Genomic DNA, 15,422 nt, shown 5'->3' with positions numbered 1-15,422 from the left:
ATCAGGCCGCTGGCCTGCCCATGTCCGAACTACATGAATCCCGACGCACGGCACCTCCCTCGCGCACTCAAGCCAAGGTGCTGATTCCGGACGAATACCCGATGGTCAGCCTCCTCGGCTCCCGTGACGAGCTGCTTCGCGTCATCGAGGGCGCCTTCAGGGCCGACATCCACGTGCGGGGCAACGAGATCACCGTCACCGGCAGCCCCGACGAGAGCGGCGCTGTCGTGCGCCTGTTCGAGGAGCTGGTCGAGGTGCTGCGCAGCGGGGGCGAGCTCACGCCCGACGCGGTCGAGCGGAGCATCGCCATGCTGCGCATGACCTCCGACCGTCCGGCCGAGGTGCTCTCGCTCGACATCCTGTCCTCCCGCGGCCGCACGATCAGGCCGAAGACCGTCAACCAGAAGCGGTACGTCGACGCGATCGACCAGCACACGATCGTCTTCGGCATCGGGCCCGCGGGCACCGGCAAGACGTACCTGGCGATGGCCAAGGCCGTGCGCGCGCTGCAGGAGAAGCGGGTCAACCGCATCATCCTGACCAGGCCGGCGGTCGAGGCGGGCGAGCGGCTCGGCTTCCTGCCCGGCACCCTCTACGAGAAGATCGACCCCTACCTGCGGCCGCTCTACGACGCGCTGCACGACATGGTCGACCCCGACTCGATCCCGAAGCTGATGGCCGCGGGCACGATCGAGGTCGCGCCGCTGGCCTACATGCGCGGCCGTACCCTCAACGACGCCTTCATCATCCTCGACGAGGCCCAGAACTCCTCGGCCGAGCAGATGAAGATGTTCCTGACCCGGCTGGGGTTCAACTCCAAGATCGTGGTCACCGGCGACGTGACCCAGGTCGACCTGCCCTCGGGCACGGTGAGCGGGCTGCGGGTCGTCCAGGACATCCTGGAGGGCATCCCCGACATCCACTTCGCCCGCCTGTCCAGCGCCGACGTCGTGCGCCACAAGCTGGTGAGCGACATCGTCGACGCCTACGGGCGCTACGACGCCACCCAGGCCGCCCAGGAGCCCAAGGCCATCCACCGGGGGAAACGACGCCCGTGAGCATCGAGATCAACAACGAGTCCGGCGTCGGCGTCGACGAGGAGAACCTCGTCGCGCTGGCCACCCACGTGCTCGGCGAGATGGGCATCAACCCGCTCGCCGAGCTGTCCATCGTGGTGGTCGACGAAGACGCCATGTCCGAGCTGCACGAGAAGTGGATGGGCGAGCCCGGCCCGACCGACGTGCTGGCCTTCCCGATGGACGAGCTGCGTCCCGGCGGCGGCGCGCGCGGCGACGGCGAGAGCCCGGCCGACCCGGCGCTGCTCGGCGACGTGGTGCTCTGCCCGCAGGTCGCGGCCAGGCAGGCCAAGGAGGCCGGGCACAGCGCCCAGGCCGAGCTTGAGCTCCTGTGCACCCACGGCATCCTGCACCTGCTCGGCTACGACCACGCCGAGCCCGAGGAGCACAAGGAGATGTTCGGGCTGCAGGCCCAGATGCTCGAGTCCTGGCAGGAGGTGCGCGACTCGCGGTGAACGCCTGGTTGCTGTGGGCCATCGCCCTTGTGATCATCGGTGGCCTGATCGCCAGTGCGGAAACGGCACTGACGCGCATCTCCAGGGTGCGCGCGGAGGAGTTCGCGCGCGAGGGCCGGCGCGGGGCCGAACGGCTCCAGGCCATCGTCACCGACCCGCCCCGCTACCTCAACCTGCTCCTGCTGCTGCGCCTGAGCTGCGAGCTGGTCGCCACGGTCATCGCCACGTTGCTGTTCATCGACCTCATGCACGACCAGGGCTGGGCCTACGTGGCCGCCGCGGCCGTCATGATCGTGGTCAGCTACGTCGTCGTCGGGGTCATGCCGCGTACGCTGGGGCGCCAGCACGCCGAGCCGGTCGCGCTGGCCGGGGCGCCCATCGTCTACGGCCTGACCCGCATCTTCGGCCCGCTGCCCAAGCTGCTCATCCTGCTCGGCAACGCCCTGACCCCCGGCAAGGGCTTCCGCGACGGCCCGTTCACCTCCGAGGCCGAGCTGCGCGACCTGGTCGACCTGGCCGAGGAGCGCCGGGTGATCGAGCCGGACGAGCGCGAGATGATCCACTCGGTCTTCGAGCTGGGTGACACGCTGGTCCGCGAGGTCATGGTGCCCCGCACCGACATGGTCTACATCGAGCGCGGCAAGACGATCAGCCAGGCGCTGTCGCTCGCGCTGCGCAGCGGCTTCTCCCGCATCCCGGTCGTGGGCGAGAACGAGGACGACGTCATCGGCATCGCCTACCTCAAGGACATCGCCCGCAAGATCCACGAGTCGGGCGAGGGCGGCGGCAAGGAGACGGTCGAGTCGATCATGCGGCCGGCCGCGTACGTGCCGGAGAGCAAGCCCATCGACCAGCTCATGCGCGAGATGCAGGCCCGGCAGATCCACATGGCGATCGTCATCGACGAGTACGGCGGCACCGCCGGCCTGGTCACCATCGAAGACGTCCTGGAGGAGATCGTCGGCGAGATCACCGACGAGTACGACCAGGAGGCCCCGCGCGTGGAGACCATGTCCGAGGGCGCGCTGCGGGTGACCGCCCGCATGCCGGTCGACGAGCTGGGCGAGCTGTTCGACACCGAGATCGAGGTCGACGACGTCGAGACCGTCGGCGGCCTGCTGGCCCACGCGCTCGGCCGGGTGCCGATCGCCGGGTCGCAGGCGGAGGTGGCGGGGCTGGAGCTGACGGCCGAAAGCCTGGCCGGGCGGCGCAACCGCATCAGCACGGTCGTCGTCCGCCGGGTCGCGCCGTCCGAGGAGGACGACGCCCAGGCCGCCGCCGAACGCGACTGACCCACTTTGCGGGCAGATGTCGCAAGCGTTCTACAAGTCGTCTGCAAGTGGGGTCCGGCAGTCTCATACCTGACACCCGGTGCGGTGGGTGTCACGAGGAAGCGTCCGAACGCCGGGTGGGGTTCGCGGCCGGAGGGCGCTCCTGGGGGGACGACGACGTTCCGGCCAGCTAGCCGGTCAGGACGTCGATCGGCGTAAAGGGTGTTCTCGTCTGGAAACCGGGCGAGGGCACCCTTTTTGCGTTTGGTGGAGACTCTGCGGAGATTGCCGCATTCGTCGCCGGGGGAGGCTGCGGTCCAGGGGGAATCATGAAAGCGCGGATCATCGTGTACGGGCTGCTGGCCGCGACCCTGGCGGGCTGCGCGGGCAGCGGCAGCGGCAGCGGCGCGGGCGTGGCGGCCGTCGTCGACGCCCAGGCCATGGCCCAGCTCCGTGAGGTGCTCAACCGGCGGCCGAGCCTGCCGGACGGCTTCGCGCAACGGCCTGAGCAGGCCTGGCGGGTGCCGTTCGGCCGGGTGGACCAGGCGTGCAGGTCCGCGCTCGACGTGGCGGCCGGGCACGCGCCCCAGGAGGGGCTCACCGGCCAGGCGGCGGTCAGCTACCAGGGGGACGGCCTGGGGGAGCGGGCGGCCGTCGGCCTGGCCCGGTACGCCGGCGACGAGGCCGAGGCGCGCTTCGACGACCTGAGCGAGGCCCTGGAGTCGTGCCGGGAGATCCGCACGGCGGGCGGCACCGCCCTGCGGGCCCGCAGGCTGGACGTCGGCGACGCCGCCCGCTCCGGGGACGAGGCCGCCGCGGCACGGTTGCGCGGACGGCTGAACGGCTACCCGTACGCCCTCGACGTCGTGCTGTCGCGGGACGGCGACACGCTGGTGTCGGTCGTGCACGCGGGCATGAGCGACGTGAACCGGGACCGGACGAGGAAGCTGGTCGCCGCCCTGCTGTCGATGTCCACCGCCTAACCTGGTTCCCGTGACTCTCGATCCTGAAGACAGCAAGATCATCACCCTGGCGCGGGCGGTCAGGGCGCGCAACGAGGCCGCCGAGGGCGCCGCCGTGCGCGACGAGACCGGGCGCACGTACTCGGCGACCGGCGTCGCGTTGTCGTCGCTGACGCTGTCGGCGGTGCAGGTCGCGGTGGCCATGGCGGTCTCCGGCGGCGCGCGCTCGCTGGAGGCGGTCGCGCTGGTGACGGCGGGCGAGCCGGCCCCGGCGGACGAGGCGGTCGCGGCCGAGCTGGGCGTCAAGGCCCTGCTCGTGGCCGGTCCCGACGGCACGCTGAGGTCCTGACGTGGGCATGTCGCCGTTCCTGGCCCGGTTGCGCGCCAAGATCGGCAACGACCTGCTCATGCTGCCGTCGGTCAACGGCTGCGTCTTCGACCGCGCCGGGCGGGTGCTGATGGCCCGCCACGGCGACGACGGCCTGTGGGCCACGCCCGGCGGCGGCGTCGACCCCGGCGAGCGGCCCGAGGAGGCGGTGGCCAGGGAGCTGCGCGAAGAGCTGGCCATCGAGGTCGAGGTACGCGGGCTGGTCGGCGTCTACGGCGGCCCCGAGTACCGCACGGTCTACCCCAACGGCCACGAGGTGGCGTACGTCATCGCCATGTACGCCTGCACCCTCGCCTCCGGCACGCCGACCCCGGACGGCGAGGAGATCAACGACTACCGGTGGGTGACCGAGCACGAGGCCGGCGGCCTGACGACGCCGGCCTGGACACCCCTGGCGCTGCCCGACGCGTTCGCCTGGTGGCGTGAACATGGCAGCTGATAAGCGACAATGCACAATGTGACTTCGCCAGACAATCATCGCGCCGGATTCGCCTGCTTCGTGGGAAGGCCGAACGTCGGCAAGTCCACATTGATGAACGCCCTGGTCGGCGCCAAGGTGGCGATCACCTCGTCCAAGCCGCAGACGACCAGGCGGGTCATCAGGGGCATCGTGCACCGCCCCGACGCCCAGATCGTCATCGTGGACACGCCGGGCCTGCACCGGCCGCGCACCCTCCTCGGCGAGCGGCTGGACAGCCTGGTGCTGTCCACGCTCACCGAGGTCGACGTGATCGGCTTCTGCGTGCCGGCCAACGAGCCGATCGGCAAGGGCGACCGCTTCATCGCCGACAAGCTCGCGGCGGTGAAGAAGACGCCCGTGGTCGCCGTGGTGACCAAGTGTGACCTGGCGAGCCGGGAGCAGGTCGCCCAGCAGCTGCTCGCGGTGTCGCAGGTGGCCGAGTTCGCGGCGGTCGTGCCGGTGTCGGCGCGGTCGGGCGAGCAGCTCGACGTGCTGGGCGACGTGCTGATCGAGCACCTGCCCGAGTCGCCGCCGCTGTACGAGGGCGGGCAGCTCACCGACGAGCCCGAGCAGGTGATGGTGGGCGAGCTCATCAGGGAGGCGGCCCTGGAGGGCGTGCGCGACGAGCTGCCGCACTCGATCGCCGTGGTCGTCGACGAGATGATGCCCCGAGAGGGGCGCGACGACCTGCTCGACATCTACGCCCACATGTTCGTCGAGCGGCCCTCCCAGAAGGCCATCGTCATCGGGCACAAGGGCGAGCGGCTGCGCGACGTGGGCACCAAGGCCCGCAAGCAGATCGAGGCGCTGCTCGGCACGCGGGTCTACCTCGACTTGCGGATCAGCGTGGCCAAAGACTGGCAGCGCGACCCCAAGCAGCTGCGCCGCCTCGGCTTCTTCGACTGACCCCGCCGGTGACCCCGCCGGGCCGGGCGGTCAGCGCGCGCGGCGCACCAGGGCCAGCACGGACAACACGACGATCGCGACCGAGCAGGCCAGCGCGGCGAACCAGCCGAACCTGATGACCGGCTCGATCGACAGCAGCCGGCCCAGGTCGATGGAGAGCCGGTCGCCGACGCGCTGCGGGTCGGCGACGAACATCACCAGCAGCAGCGTGGCCACCGCGCCCGGCACCACCGCCAGCGCCGCCACGCGTGGCCGGCCGCCCAGCAGGCCCGTGACGCCGAGCGCCAGCGCGGCCAGCCCGGCGAGCAGCGTGTAGAGGCCCGTGCTGACGTCGATGCCGCGCACGTCGTCGGAGACGCCGCCGCCGAGCAGGTCGCTGCGGGCCTCGATGCCGGCCCAGGGCATGATCGCGGTGAGCACCAGGAGGGCGGCCGCGACGGCGACGGCCAGCGCGGCGCCGCGGCGGGCGGACGTCGTCCGGGCGGGCTTGAGGTCATCGGCCACACGATCACTGTAAGCCGGGCCCCCGGCCGTCACCACCCGACGCGACGGACTCGTCACCAAGCCGGCCACCCACCGCGGCGGGCGGGGGTTGAAAAGGGGGGCGACGGGGACCGGGTGGTGGCCGGCGGGGCCCGAGCGATGGCCGGCGGGGTGCGGAGCCAGCGGGGTGCGGAGCGGCGGGGTGCGGAGCGGCGGGGGCGGGGTGCGGGGTCAGGGGGTGGACAGGAAGGCGCGGGCGTTGGCGGCGGCACGGCGGTCGCCGGTCTCGTCGAAGACCACAAGGGCGGCCGTGGCCAGCTCGCGGGCGCGCCCGGCGGCCCCCTCGGCCCGGTTGACCCCGGCCAGGGCCAGCAGCGCGTACGCGTCCAGCAGGCGGTCGCCGAGCCGTACGGCGATGCCCCTGGCACGTTCGGCGGCCGACCTGGCGTCGGCTTTGGCGCCCTGCGCCAGCCGGACGGCGGCCAGGTCGAGCAGGGTGTCGGCCTGCCGGTGGCGGTCGCCCAGCTCCGTCAGGTGCCCGACGGCCGCCAGGAGGTGCACGGCGGCCTCCTCCAGCCGGCCCGCGCGGCGCAGCACCGCGCCGAGCACGCGCTCGGCGTCGGCGGCGTCCCGCTGGTGGTCGGCCGCCTCCAGGCAGGCCAGCAGCGCCCGCTCGGCCTCCTCCAGCCGGTCCCGCTCCAGGTGCACCCGGCCCAGGCGGCGCCGGGTGTGGTTGACGTCGCGGGTGCGGCCCTGCCGCAGGAACATGCCGAGCGCCAGGCGCAGCTTCTCGTGCGCCAGGTCCCATTCGCGCTCGGCCAGGTGCAGGTCGCCCTGGCCGAGCAGGACGAGCGCCTCGCCCCGGTCGTCGCCGGCCCGCCGCGCGGACTCCAGCGCCCGCTGCGAGACCGCCCGCCAGTCGTCGAGGAACCGGTGCCGCTCCAGGTACGGCCCCAGCAGGTGCGCCAGCCGCCAGCACGGCTCGTCGAGCCCGGCGGCGTGCAGGTCGGCCACCAGGCTCACCAGGAACGGCCGCTCGGCGTCCAGCCACTCGACCGACTCCCTGATGTCCCTGGTCGCCACGGCCGTGCCGGGGTCGCCCGACACCAGCGAGAAGCGCGAGGCCCGCACCCGGGCCAGAACGAGCTCCGACACCTCGGCCAGCACGCCCGGCAGCGGCTGCTCGCGCGCGAACAGCCGGGTCAGGTCGTGCATGCGGTAGCGGATCTGGCCGGCCGCGTCCACGCCGTGCGTCTCCAGCAGGCCGGCGTCCACCAGAGCCTCGGCGCCGCCGCCGAGCCGGTCGGTGAGCCAGTCGGCGAAGTCGGGGGCCGACAGGGCGCCGAGGCCGCGTAACGTCCGCCTGGCCGGTTCTGGCAGGCCCTCGTAGCCGATGGCGAACACGCTGCGGACCGTCTGGTCGCCCGCGTGCAGCCGGTCGAGCCGCTTGTGCTCGTCCTCAAGGAGGCCCACCAGGTAGTCCACCGTCCAGTTCGGGCGGGCCGCCAGCCTGGACGCGGCGATGCGCAGCGCGATCGGCAGGCCGCCGCAGAAGCGGGCCAGCCGGTGCAGGGCCTCGTCCGCGGGCCGTCCGGAGCCGGCCACGAGCAGGGCCAGCGCGTCCTGCCGGTCGAGCACGCCGACCGACAGCCGGGTGGCGCCGGTCAGGCCGCCCAGCGACGAGCGGCTGGTCACGACCGTCGGGCAGGACGTCAGCAGCGGGCGCACCTGGGCCTCGCCGGCGGCGTTGTCCAGCAGGACCAGCAGGCGGCGGTTGGCCGTGTAGGTGCGGAACAGGCGCTCGCGCTGCTCCAGCCCGGCCGGGATGGCCTGGGCCGGGCAGCCGAGCCAGCGCAGGAAGTCCTCCAGGACGGCCGAGGGGGCCGTGGTCTCGCGCAGGTCGGCGTACAGGATGCCGTCGGGGAAGGACTCGCGGGCCCGCCAGGCGGCGTGCACGGCCAGGGCCGACTTGCCCGCGCCGGCCTGGCCGTGCACGACGACGTGGCCGCCGACCACCCGGTCGAGCAGGTCGGCGCGGCCGGTGAAGTTCGCGATGTCCGGCGGCAGCAGCACCGGCGGGCCCGCCGAGACGTGCAGCGACACGTCGTCGTGGAGCATGCGGTGGTAGAGCAGTTGCAGCTCGGGGTCGGGCTCGATGGCGTGGCCGCCGTCGAGCTGGTCGCGCAGCACCGCGTACGCGGCCAGCGCGTCGACCCGGCGGCCGCTGCGGTAGAGGGCCAGCATGTACTGGCCGCGGAAGCGCTGCCACAGCGGGTGCTGCTTGGTCAGCCGTTTCAGCTCGGCCAGCAGCTCGCGGTGGCGGCCGGCGTCGAGGTCGGCCTGGACGCGGCGTTCCAGGGCGAGCAGGCGCAGCTCCTCCAGCTCCTCGCGCAGGCGCCGGGTCTCCTCCCACCGCTCGCCGTCGGGGTCGAGGTCCTCCAGGGCGGGGCCGCGCCACAGCGACAGCGCCTCCTCGTACGAGCCGCGGTCGACCAGCAGCCGGAACCGGTCGACGTCGAGCTGGTGCGCGCCGATCGCCAGCACGTACGAGCCGGACACGGTCGTGATCACGTCCTTGCCCAGGAGCTGGCGGAGCTGGCCCACGTACCCGCGGACGAGGGAGTCGGAGCGGTCGCCGCCCTCGCGTGGCCACAGCAGCCGGCGCAGCCGTTCCACGGTCAGCGGGCGGCCCGCGTTCAGCAGGAACATCGCCAGCAGGTCCCGGTGCTTCGGGGTCGTGGGGGTACGATCACGGCCGCCGTCGCGGACGTCGAGCGGCCCCATGATGCGGAATTCCATGCGGCCTTCCTTTTCGGAGGAGATGTCGATCAGAATGGCACATCTGATGGCTCCCCTGATTTCGTCCGACCCTCACCGCTTGGGGCGTTACTGGCTGGCCGCACGGCTGGGCGCGGGCGGCCAGGGCGTGGTCTACGAGGCGTACGGCGAGGCCGGGGAGCGCGTCGCGGTCAAGGTGCCCAGGTCCGACAGCGCGGAGTCGCGGTCCAGGCTGGTCAAGGAGGCGGCGGCGGCCCAGCGGGTGGCCTCGTTCTGCACGGCCAGGGTGATCGAGGCGCAGGTGGACGACGCGCCGCTGTACATCGTCAGCGAGTACGTGCCGGGGCCGAGCCTGCGGGAGGTGGCCGCGGGGGCGGGGGCGTACGAGGGGGACGCGCTGCGCCGCCTGGCGATCGGCGTCGCGACCGCGCTGACGGCCATCCATCAGGCCGGGATCGTCCACCGCGACCTCAAGCCGGACAACATCATCCTGGGTCCGGACGGCCCGCGCGTGATCGACTTCGGCGTGGCCAGGGAGGTGGGGCCGACCACGACCGGGCCGGTCATGGGCACGCCGGGCTACATGGCGCCCGAGGTGCTCACCGGGCGCGCCGCCACCGAGGCGGCCGACGTGTGGGCGTGGGGGATGGTGGTGCTGTTCGCGGCGCGGGGGCGCGACGCGGTCGAGGCCGGCGAGCCGATGGCGGTCGTGGGCCGGGTGCTGGAGTTCGAGGCGGACGTCACCGGGCTGCCGGAGGAGCTGGCCCCGCTGGTGTCGGCCGCCACCGCCCGCGATCCCGACGCCCGTCCAGCCGCCGGGGACCTGCTGCTCCGCCTGCTGGGCGAGGGCGCCCGCCGGGACGCCGGCGACCCCCTGGCCCGTGGCGGGATCGTGGCGGGGGAGCTGAGGGGGCGGGCCGGGCCCGATCTGGGGGCGATCGCCGAAGAGCTCTACGGCGAGCTGAGCGAGGACGAGCGGACGGCCGTGCCCGAGGTCTTCCTGCGGCTGCTCGACGACGACGGCCTGCGTCCCGTGGAGCGCGAGGAGCTGCCCGAGGCCAAGGCGGTCGACTCGATGCTCGCCGTGTTCGTCTCGGCGGGCATCCTGGCGCCGGGCGGTGGCGCGTACGAACTGGTCGCCCCCGGCCTGGTGCAGGCGTGGCCGCGGCTGCGCGACTGGCTGGCGGGCAACCGCGAGGGGCTGCCCGTGCACCGCCGCCTGGCCGAGGCCGCCGCTGAATGGGACGGCCACGGCCGCAAGCCCGCCGACCTGCTCCAGGGCACCAACCTGGACCGCACGCTGCAGTGGGCCGCCACCGAACGCAAGGACCTCACCCTGGCCGGCCGCGAACGCGACTTCCTGGACGCCGCCGCCGGGCAGGCCCGCAGGCGCACCCGGCGGCGCGGCCTGCTCGCGGCCGTGCTGGCGGTGCTGCTGGTGGCGGCGCTGGGCGGGCTCGGCGCGGCGGAGTACCTGCGCAGGGAGTCGGCCCGGCAACGTGACGAGGCGCTGGCCAGGGAGCTGGCGCTGCGCGCCGCCGGGCTGCGCGAGCTGGAGCCCGCGCTGGCCGGCCTGCTCTCCGTGGCGGCCTGGCGGCTGGCCCCGGCGCTGGTCGAGACGGCGGGCGCGCTGTACGACGCGGGCTCCCAGCACGTCACCGACGTGTTCGTGGCGCCGTACGTGGACGCGGGGAGCGTGCAGGCGCTCAGCACGGACGGCCACGTCCTGGCCTCCGTGACGGACGGCACCGCCCGCCTCTGGGACGTCCCGACCGGCCGGAAGCTGCACGAGCTGGCCGGGCTCGGCGCGGGCGTGCAGAGCGTCGCCGTGAGCCTCGACGGCCGCCTCCTGGCCGCCCTGGACGGCAAGGGCGTGCGGCTGTGGGACACCGTCACCGGCAGCCGCCTCGGCGGCCGGTTCGCGAGCAGGGCGGGCGGGTTCGGGGCGCTGGAGTTCGACCGCACCGGCCGCCGTCTCGCGGTGCCGTACGGCTCCGACGGCGAGCAATGGTGGGACGTCGCCACCCGCACCCCCTCACCGCCCCCGGCGGCGCGATACTCAACGGCGTCAGCCCCGACGGCCGCTACGGCTTCGTCGCCGACGGCGAGGACCGGTCCGAGGTGTGGGACCTGGGCCGCCGCCGGCGGCTGCACCTGCCGGCGCTGCCCGGCACCGGCACCTCCGTCGAGGCCAGGTTCAGCGACGACGGCCGTGCCCTCGTGGTCGTCGAGGACGTGGCCCGCCACGACAAACCCAAGGTCCACCTGTACGAGCTGCCCTCCGGCACCACCGAGTACGAGCTCGAAGGCGAGAACGCCCAGACCGCGGACCTGGTCTTCGACGGCCGGTACGTGGCCACCTGGCGGCCGGCGGACCTGCTCGCCCTGCGGCCGCGCGACAGCCTGGTGACCGCACTGCTGCTCCCGGTGCCGGACGGCGTCACGCAGGTCCGCTTCGACCTGGCGGGCAAGGCCGTACGCCTGCTGAACGCGGCGGGCGGCGTCTCCACCGTCGATGTCTCCACGCTGTTCGATCCCCGGCTCGACGATGAGCTGCCCGACCTGCGGATGAGCCCGGACGGCCGGGTCCTGGCCGTCAAGCGGGACGACCGGCTCGAACTGCTCGACCCGGCGACCCGCCGCCGTCTGGCCGGTCCGATCTCCTGGAAGGGCGACGGCTCGGCGATGGCCTTCAGCGCGGACGGTACGCGGCTGGCCTACGGCGACGGCGCCCGCGTCCGCGTGCTCGATGTCCTGAGCGGGCGGGAGACACACGCGTTCCGGCTGGCCGGGAAGGGGGCGGAGAAGGCCGACGCGCTCGCCTTCGACCCCGGCGGCCGCACCCTGGCCGTGCTGCCGTCCAGGTTCGAGGGACAGCTGCCGCTGGAGCTGCATGACCTCGCCGGCGCGCGGGCGCGGACCACGAAGGTGACGGGCGCCGGGCCCATGAGCTTCGCGCCGGACGGTTCGCGGCTGCTCATGGGAGGCCCTGAGCTGCGGCTCTACGATCCGGCGGGCGGGACCGTGCTGCCGGTGGGGGCCGAGGCCCGGCGGGTCGGCGGCGCCTTCGCCTACAGCCCGGACGGCCGTCAGGTGGCCTTCTCGCATCCCGACCGGATCACGCTGTGGGACCGGGACCTGCGGACCATGCTCGGCGCCTTCCCCAGCGTGCCGGGCGCGGAGCAGTTCGCGCTGCCGGTCTGGTCGCCCGACGGACGGCTGATCGCCACGTACGAGAAGGGCCCGCGGATCCGCCTGTGGGACGTGGCCTCGCGGCGGTACGTCGGGGTCGTGTTCGACGCGATGGCCGAGTCGACCGGCGACAACGTCTGGCTCGGCTTCTCGGCCGACGGCACCAAGCTGTACACCCTGGACGACGACGGCGCCTTCCGTACGCACGACCTCGACCGGCGGCATGTGGCCGCGACCGTGTGCGCCCGCGCCGGCCGCGCGCTCACGGCGGCGGAGTGGCGGACGTACCTGCCGGGGGTCGAGCCGTTCGACGTGTGCCGCTAGGACGTCCAGGCGACGACCTGGAACCAGACCGCCTTGCCGGGCGGCACGGGGTTCCAGCCCCAGTCGTAGGACAGCCGATGGACGATGGCCAGCCCCCGCCCCCGGCAGGCCAGCGGATCGGCCTGGCCCATCCGGGGGAGGGCCGCGCACGAGTCGCGGACCTCCACGGTCAGCAGCCGGCCCTCCCTGACCACCACGACCCGGACGGGTTCGGTCGAGGAGTCGTGGGTGAGCGCGTTGGTGGCCAGCTCCGAGACGAGCAGTTGCGCGATCTCGACGGCCGCCTCCGCCGCTTCGTGATCCGTGGCGACGTCGCGGACGAACCGCCGGACGGAGGAGACGCATCCGGGGTGCCGGGGCATCCGCCGCTCGCCGAGGACCGTGTCCGGCAGGGGCCGCCGGTGGGCGAGCGTCACGGCGGGACTTTCGGATTTCATGTGGCCAGCGTGACGCCATATGACTACGGTCGGTAGTGACCTGATTGCAAGGAGTGGACTTTGAAGTCCGTGCCGTTGGCGTTGAACCCGGGCGAGGGGAGGGCGGGGTGGCCGACTTCTACGCGCCTCAGGCGATTTGGGGCAGGGAGTTGCGGCACTACCGGAAGTCGGCGGGCCTGACACAGGGGCAGCTCGCCGAGCGTATCCATTTCAGCGAGGGCCTGATCAGCGGCGTCGAGACCGGTCAGCTCCCGGCCAGCCCCGAGTTCGCCGAGGCCTGCGACAAGGCCCTCGGCACCGGTGGAGCCCTGCGCCGCCTGCTCGACTGGCGCAAGGGCCAGATCTTCCCCTCCTGGTTCGGCAAGTGGCACGAGAAGGAGCAGGCGGCGCTCACCCTGCGCACCTACGAGCCGCTCCTGGTGCCCGGCCTCCTGCAGACCGAGCAGTACGCCCGCGCCCTGCTGCGCGGCAACGAGGCCGCGGTGGCGGCGCGCATGGAGAGGCAGGCGATCCTTGCCCGCGACGACCCTCCGTCGCTGCGCTGCGTCATCGACGAGGCGGTGCTGTTCCGGCCCATCGGCGGGCCGGAGCTGATGAAGGGTCAGCTCCGGCGGCTGCTCGACGCGGTCACCCCGCGGCTCAGCATCCAGGTCCTCCCGCACGGGCTGCACTCCGGCTTGACGGGTGGCTTCGTGATCGCGACCCTGGACGGAGGCTCCGAGGTGTTGTACGCGGAAACCGCGGTGCGCGGCATCACCACGAGCGATCATGAGGACGTCTCGGCGGCCGTGGAGCGGTTCGAGGCCATCCGTACCGAGGCGTTGCCCTTGAGCATGTCCCTTGAAACGATAAAGAAAGCCATGGTGGAACGATGGACCTGAGCTATGCCCAGTGGCAGAAGTCCAGTTTTTCCGGCGACAACGGCGGCAACTGCGTGGAGATCGCCGAGCTCAAGAACGTTCCTGGCGGCCCTGAGCACAAGGGCGGGCAGGCCGAGCTGGTCGTCGTGCGTGACTCCAAGGACCCCGACGGGCCCAAGCTGTTCTTCACGCCCGCCGAGTGGGACGCGTTCGTGGCGGGCGTGAAGGCGAGCGAGTTCGACCGCGCCTGACGGCGAGGGCACGGCGAGGCTCAGAGCCGGGTTCAGCAGGTGGCCGGACCGGCGTCCCGCTGGACCTCTATGGAGGGCGTCTCGCCCACGTGCGGCGGCATCGCGGACGCGGACATCAGCGGATCGCCCGGGGTGCCGCCGACCTTCTCCAGGAAGTCGGCCCACTCGGTCGGCACGGTGAGCGCGGTGATCGAATACCACTCCCCGGCCATGGCGGGGTCGCCGCCTTCGAGCGAGACGGGCACGTCCCACTGGCCGGAGGCCCGTACGGTGTCGACGCGGTAGAAGCGGGTGTGTCTGGTGCGCGGCGTGCCGGTCGTGCGGCGTACGCCGATCAGCAGGGTCGTGCCCTCGGGCAGCGTGGCGGTGCCTCTCACCAGCGGGCACGGCGAGGCGGTGGCCCCGGGGCCGGTGACGGGTGCGGTGATGACGAGCCGGGGCGTCTCCCGCTCGCTCTGCGCCTGGCTGTACTTCACCACGACGCCGGGCAGGCCCACCAGCGTCGTGGCCATGCCGACAATGGCGGTCGCCCACTTCCTTCTGACGCTCCATACGCGAGGAGCGGGCCCGGCACCGTGGCCGAGCTTTCGATTCTTGGCCATTTGCGGTATTTCCCCCGATCGTGCGCCGCGAGATGGATACGCGGAAACGCGACGTGTCCGAATTTTTCCGGATAAACGTCGAATTGGAGTCTTTTGCTCAACGGGGTGGAAGGGTGTCGGCGTGCACCCTATTTCGGGTGATGCCGTTTCCCCTGCTCATACCCTTGATCGTCCGCGTAACCCCGGCCGAGGGTGTTTTTGAGATCAACTTGACGGTCGTTCTCAAAGAGGGAATCAGTGGCTATTGGCCCAAATGCGCGCCGATTGTACGATCTCCTCAAGGTTGTCGCTGTGCGCGCCCTGCCAGTAGACCTGGCCGCAGTCGCCGCACCGGCCGTAGGCGTCGTAGCTGCGCCGGGTGCCGGCCTCCAGCAGCGGCCCGACCTCGTCCTTCGACACCGGCACGAGCACGCCGTTGCAGGCCGTGCAGCGCGTCCAGGGGGCCAGCGGCGGCTCGAAGCGTTCGAGCACGTCGCGGAGCTGGTCGGCGGGGCGCGAGCCGCGGACGTAGGCCCCCAGCCACAGCGCGCGGCGGCGCAGCAGGCCGCGGTCCTGGGTGAGCAGCACCCGCCGCTCCTCGTTGGCCTGGACCACCAGCGCCGGGTCGTCCATGTCGTTGTGGTACGCGGTGTCCACGCCGAGCAGGCGCAGCCGCCGGGCCAGCGTGCCGAGGTGCACGTCGAGCAGGAACCGCGGCTCGGCGGGCAGCGGCTGCGGCCGGGGCATCGGGTGCACCTCGACCGTCTCGCCCGGCACGAGCAGGTGGGACGGGGCCACGCCGCGGCCGTCCGACACCATCGGGCCGGCCTCGGTCAGCGGGATGCCGAGCGACTCCACGTGGTGGCCGAGCGTCGAGGTGCCGTCGGTGGTCACCTCCTGCCACTCCCGCCGGCGGCTCACGGGCAGGAACATCCTCAGCTCGGCGGCGATGCGCAGGCGTGCGTCCCGTTCGGTCACACTGTCCATTCTGCGGGACC

General features: G+C 72.9%; 15 protein-coding genes. 10 read left to right on the top strand and 5 right to left on the bottom strand.

Annotation, left to right across the window (positions count from 1 at the left end; genetic code table 11):
* Window positions 1–20 precede the first annotated feature (20 nt).
* The 7 genes from ACNF49_RS46500 to era all read left to right on the top strand — a co-directional run bounded on the left by ACNF49_RS46500 (window position 21) and on the right by era (window position 5,518).
* Entirely contained in the window at window positions 21–1,058 is a 1,038-nt protein-coding gene (locus ACNF49_RS46500; RefSeq protein WP_352352470.1) for a PhoH family protein, read from the top strand.
* Window positions 1,055–1,531 carry an rRNA maturation RNase YbeY gene (gene ybeY / locus ACNF49_RS46495; RefSeq protein ID WP_352329052.1) on the top strand — a complete coding sequence of 159 codons (477 nt, stop codon included), beginning with the start codon at window positions 1,055–1,057 and terminating at the stop codon, window positions 1,529–1,531. The genes ACNF49_RS46500 and ybeY overlap by 4 nt, the downstream gene beginning before the upstream one ends.
* The gene (locus tag ACNF49_RS46490) at window positions 1,528–2,823 is read left to right on the top strand and encodes a hemolysin family protein (protein ID WP_357985328.1); all 1,296 of its coding nucleotides are present in this window, start codon (window positions 1,528–1,530) and stop codon (window positions 2,821–2,823) included. Before ybeY ends, ACNF49_RS46490 begins: the two co-directional genes overlap by 4 nt.
* Before the next feature lie 308 nt (window positions 2,824–3,131).
* Complete coding sequence (locus ACNF49_RS46485; protein WP_357985331.1) at window positions 3,132–3,785, top strand: hypothetical protein; 654 nt, start codon at window positions 3,132–3,134, stop codon at window positions 3,783–3,785.
* 10 nt (window positions 3,786–3,795) lie between these two features.
* The gene (locus ACNF49_RS46480) at window positions 3,796–4,113 is read left to right on the top strand and encodes a cytidine deaminase-like protein (RefSeq protein ID WP_482941716.1); all 318 of its coding nucleotides are present in this window, start codon (window positions 3,796–3,798) and stop codon (window positions 4,111–4,113) included.
* 7 nt (window positions 4,114–4,120) lie between these two features.
* Complete coding sequence (locus ACNF49_RS46475) at window positions 4,121–4,591, top strand: NUDIX domain-containing protein (protein WP_357985346.1); 471 nt, start codon at window positions 4,121–4,123, stop codon at window positions 4,589–4,591.
* An 18-nt stretch (window positions 4,592–4,609) separates the two neighbouring features.
* Window positions 4,610–5,518, top strand: a complete 909-nt coding sequence (gene era, locus ACNF49_RS46470) for a GTPase Era (protein WP_498703542.1) — start codon at window positions 4,610–4,612, stop codon at window positions 5,516–5,518.
* A 30-nt stretch (window positions 5,519–5,548) separates the two neighbouring features.
* Here era and ACNF49_RS46465 read toward each other — a convergent pair whose 3' ends face one another.
* Window positions 5,549–6,022, bottom strand: a complete 474-nt coding sequence (locus ACNF49_RS46465) for a hypothetical protein (protein WP_357985337.1) — start codon at window positions 6,020–6,022, stop codon at window positions 5,549–5,551.
* Window positions 6,023–6,232: 210 nt separating this feature from the next.
* Window positions 6,233–8,800: an AfsR/SARP family transcriptional regulator gene (locus ACNF49_RS46460; protein WP_482941715.1), complete on the bottom strand. Its 2,568-nt coding sequence runs from the start codon at window positions 8,798–8,800 to the stop codon at window positions 6,233–6,235.
* A gap of 79 nt (window positions 8,801–8,879) precedes the next feature.
* Between ACNF49_RS46460 and ACNF49_RS46455 the strand changes: the two genes are divergently transcribed.
* The gene (locus ACNF49_RS46455) at window positions 8,880–11,189 is read left to right on the top strand and encodes a WD40 repeat domain-containing serine/threonine protein kinase (RefSeq protein WP_482941714.1); all 2,310 of its coding nucleotides are present in this window, start codon (window positions 8,880–8,882) and stop codon (window positions 11,187–11,189) included.
* Window positions 11,190–12,291: 1,102 nt separating this feature from the next.
* Here the strand turns inward: ACNF49_RS46455 and ACNF49_RS46450 are convergent.
* Window positions 12,292–12,732 carry an ATP-binding protein gene (locus ACNF49_RS46450; protein ID WP_357979301.1) on the bottom strand — a complete coding sequence of 147 codons (441 nt, stop codon included), beginning with the start codon at window positions 12,730–12,732 and terminating at the stop codon, window positions 12,292–12,294.
* A 107-nt stretch (window positions 12,733–12,839) separates the two neighbouring features.
* Between ACNF49_RS46450 and ACNF49_RS46445 the strand changes: the two genes are divergently transcribed.
* Window positions 12,840–13,613: a helix-turn-helix domain-containing protein gene (locus tag ACNF49_RS46445; protein ID WP_357979303.1), complete on the top strand. Its 774-nt coding sequence runs from the start codon at window positions 12,840–12,842 to the stop codon at window positions 13,611–13,613.
* Entirely contained in the window at window positions 13,604–13,843 is a 240-nt protein-coding gene (locus tag ACNF49_RS46440; protein ID WP_357979305.1) for a DUF397 domain-containing protein, read from the top strand. Before ACNF49_RS46445 ends, ACNF49_RS46440 begins: the two co-directional genes overlap by 10 nt.
* A 32-nt stretch (window positions 13,844–13,875) precedes the next feature.
* Here ACNF49_RS46440 and ACNF49_RS46435 read toward each other — a convergent pair whose 3' ends face one another.
* Window positions 13,876–14,355, bottom strand: a complete 480-nt coding sequence (locus ACNF49_RS46435) for a hypothetical protein (RefSeq protein WP_358011266.1) — start codon at window positions 14,353–14,355, stop codon at window positions 13,876–13,878.
* Between the two features lie 324 nt (window positions 14,356–14,679).
* Window positions 14,680–15,411, bottom strand: coding sequence for a Mut7-C RNAse domain-containing protein (locus tag ACNF49_RS46430; RefSeq protein ID WP_357979309.1), 732 nt, complete (start codon window positions 15,409–15,411; stop codon window positions 14,680–14,682).
* Between the last annotated feature and the right edge of the window lie 11 nt (window positions 15,412–15,422).

It is taken from the genome of Actinomadura sp. ATCC 39365 (assembly GCF_054392275.1).
Note: the sequence above shows the minus strand (reverse complement) of the source record. Positions and strands in the feature narration are given on the sequence as shown.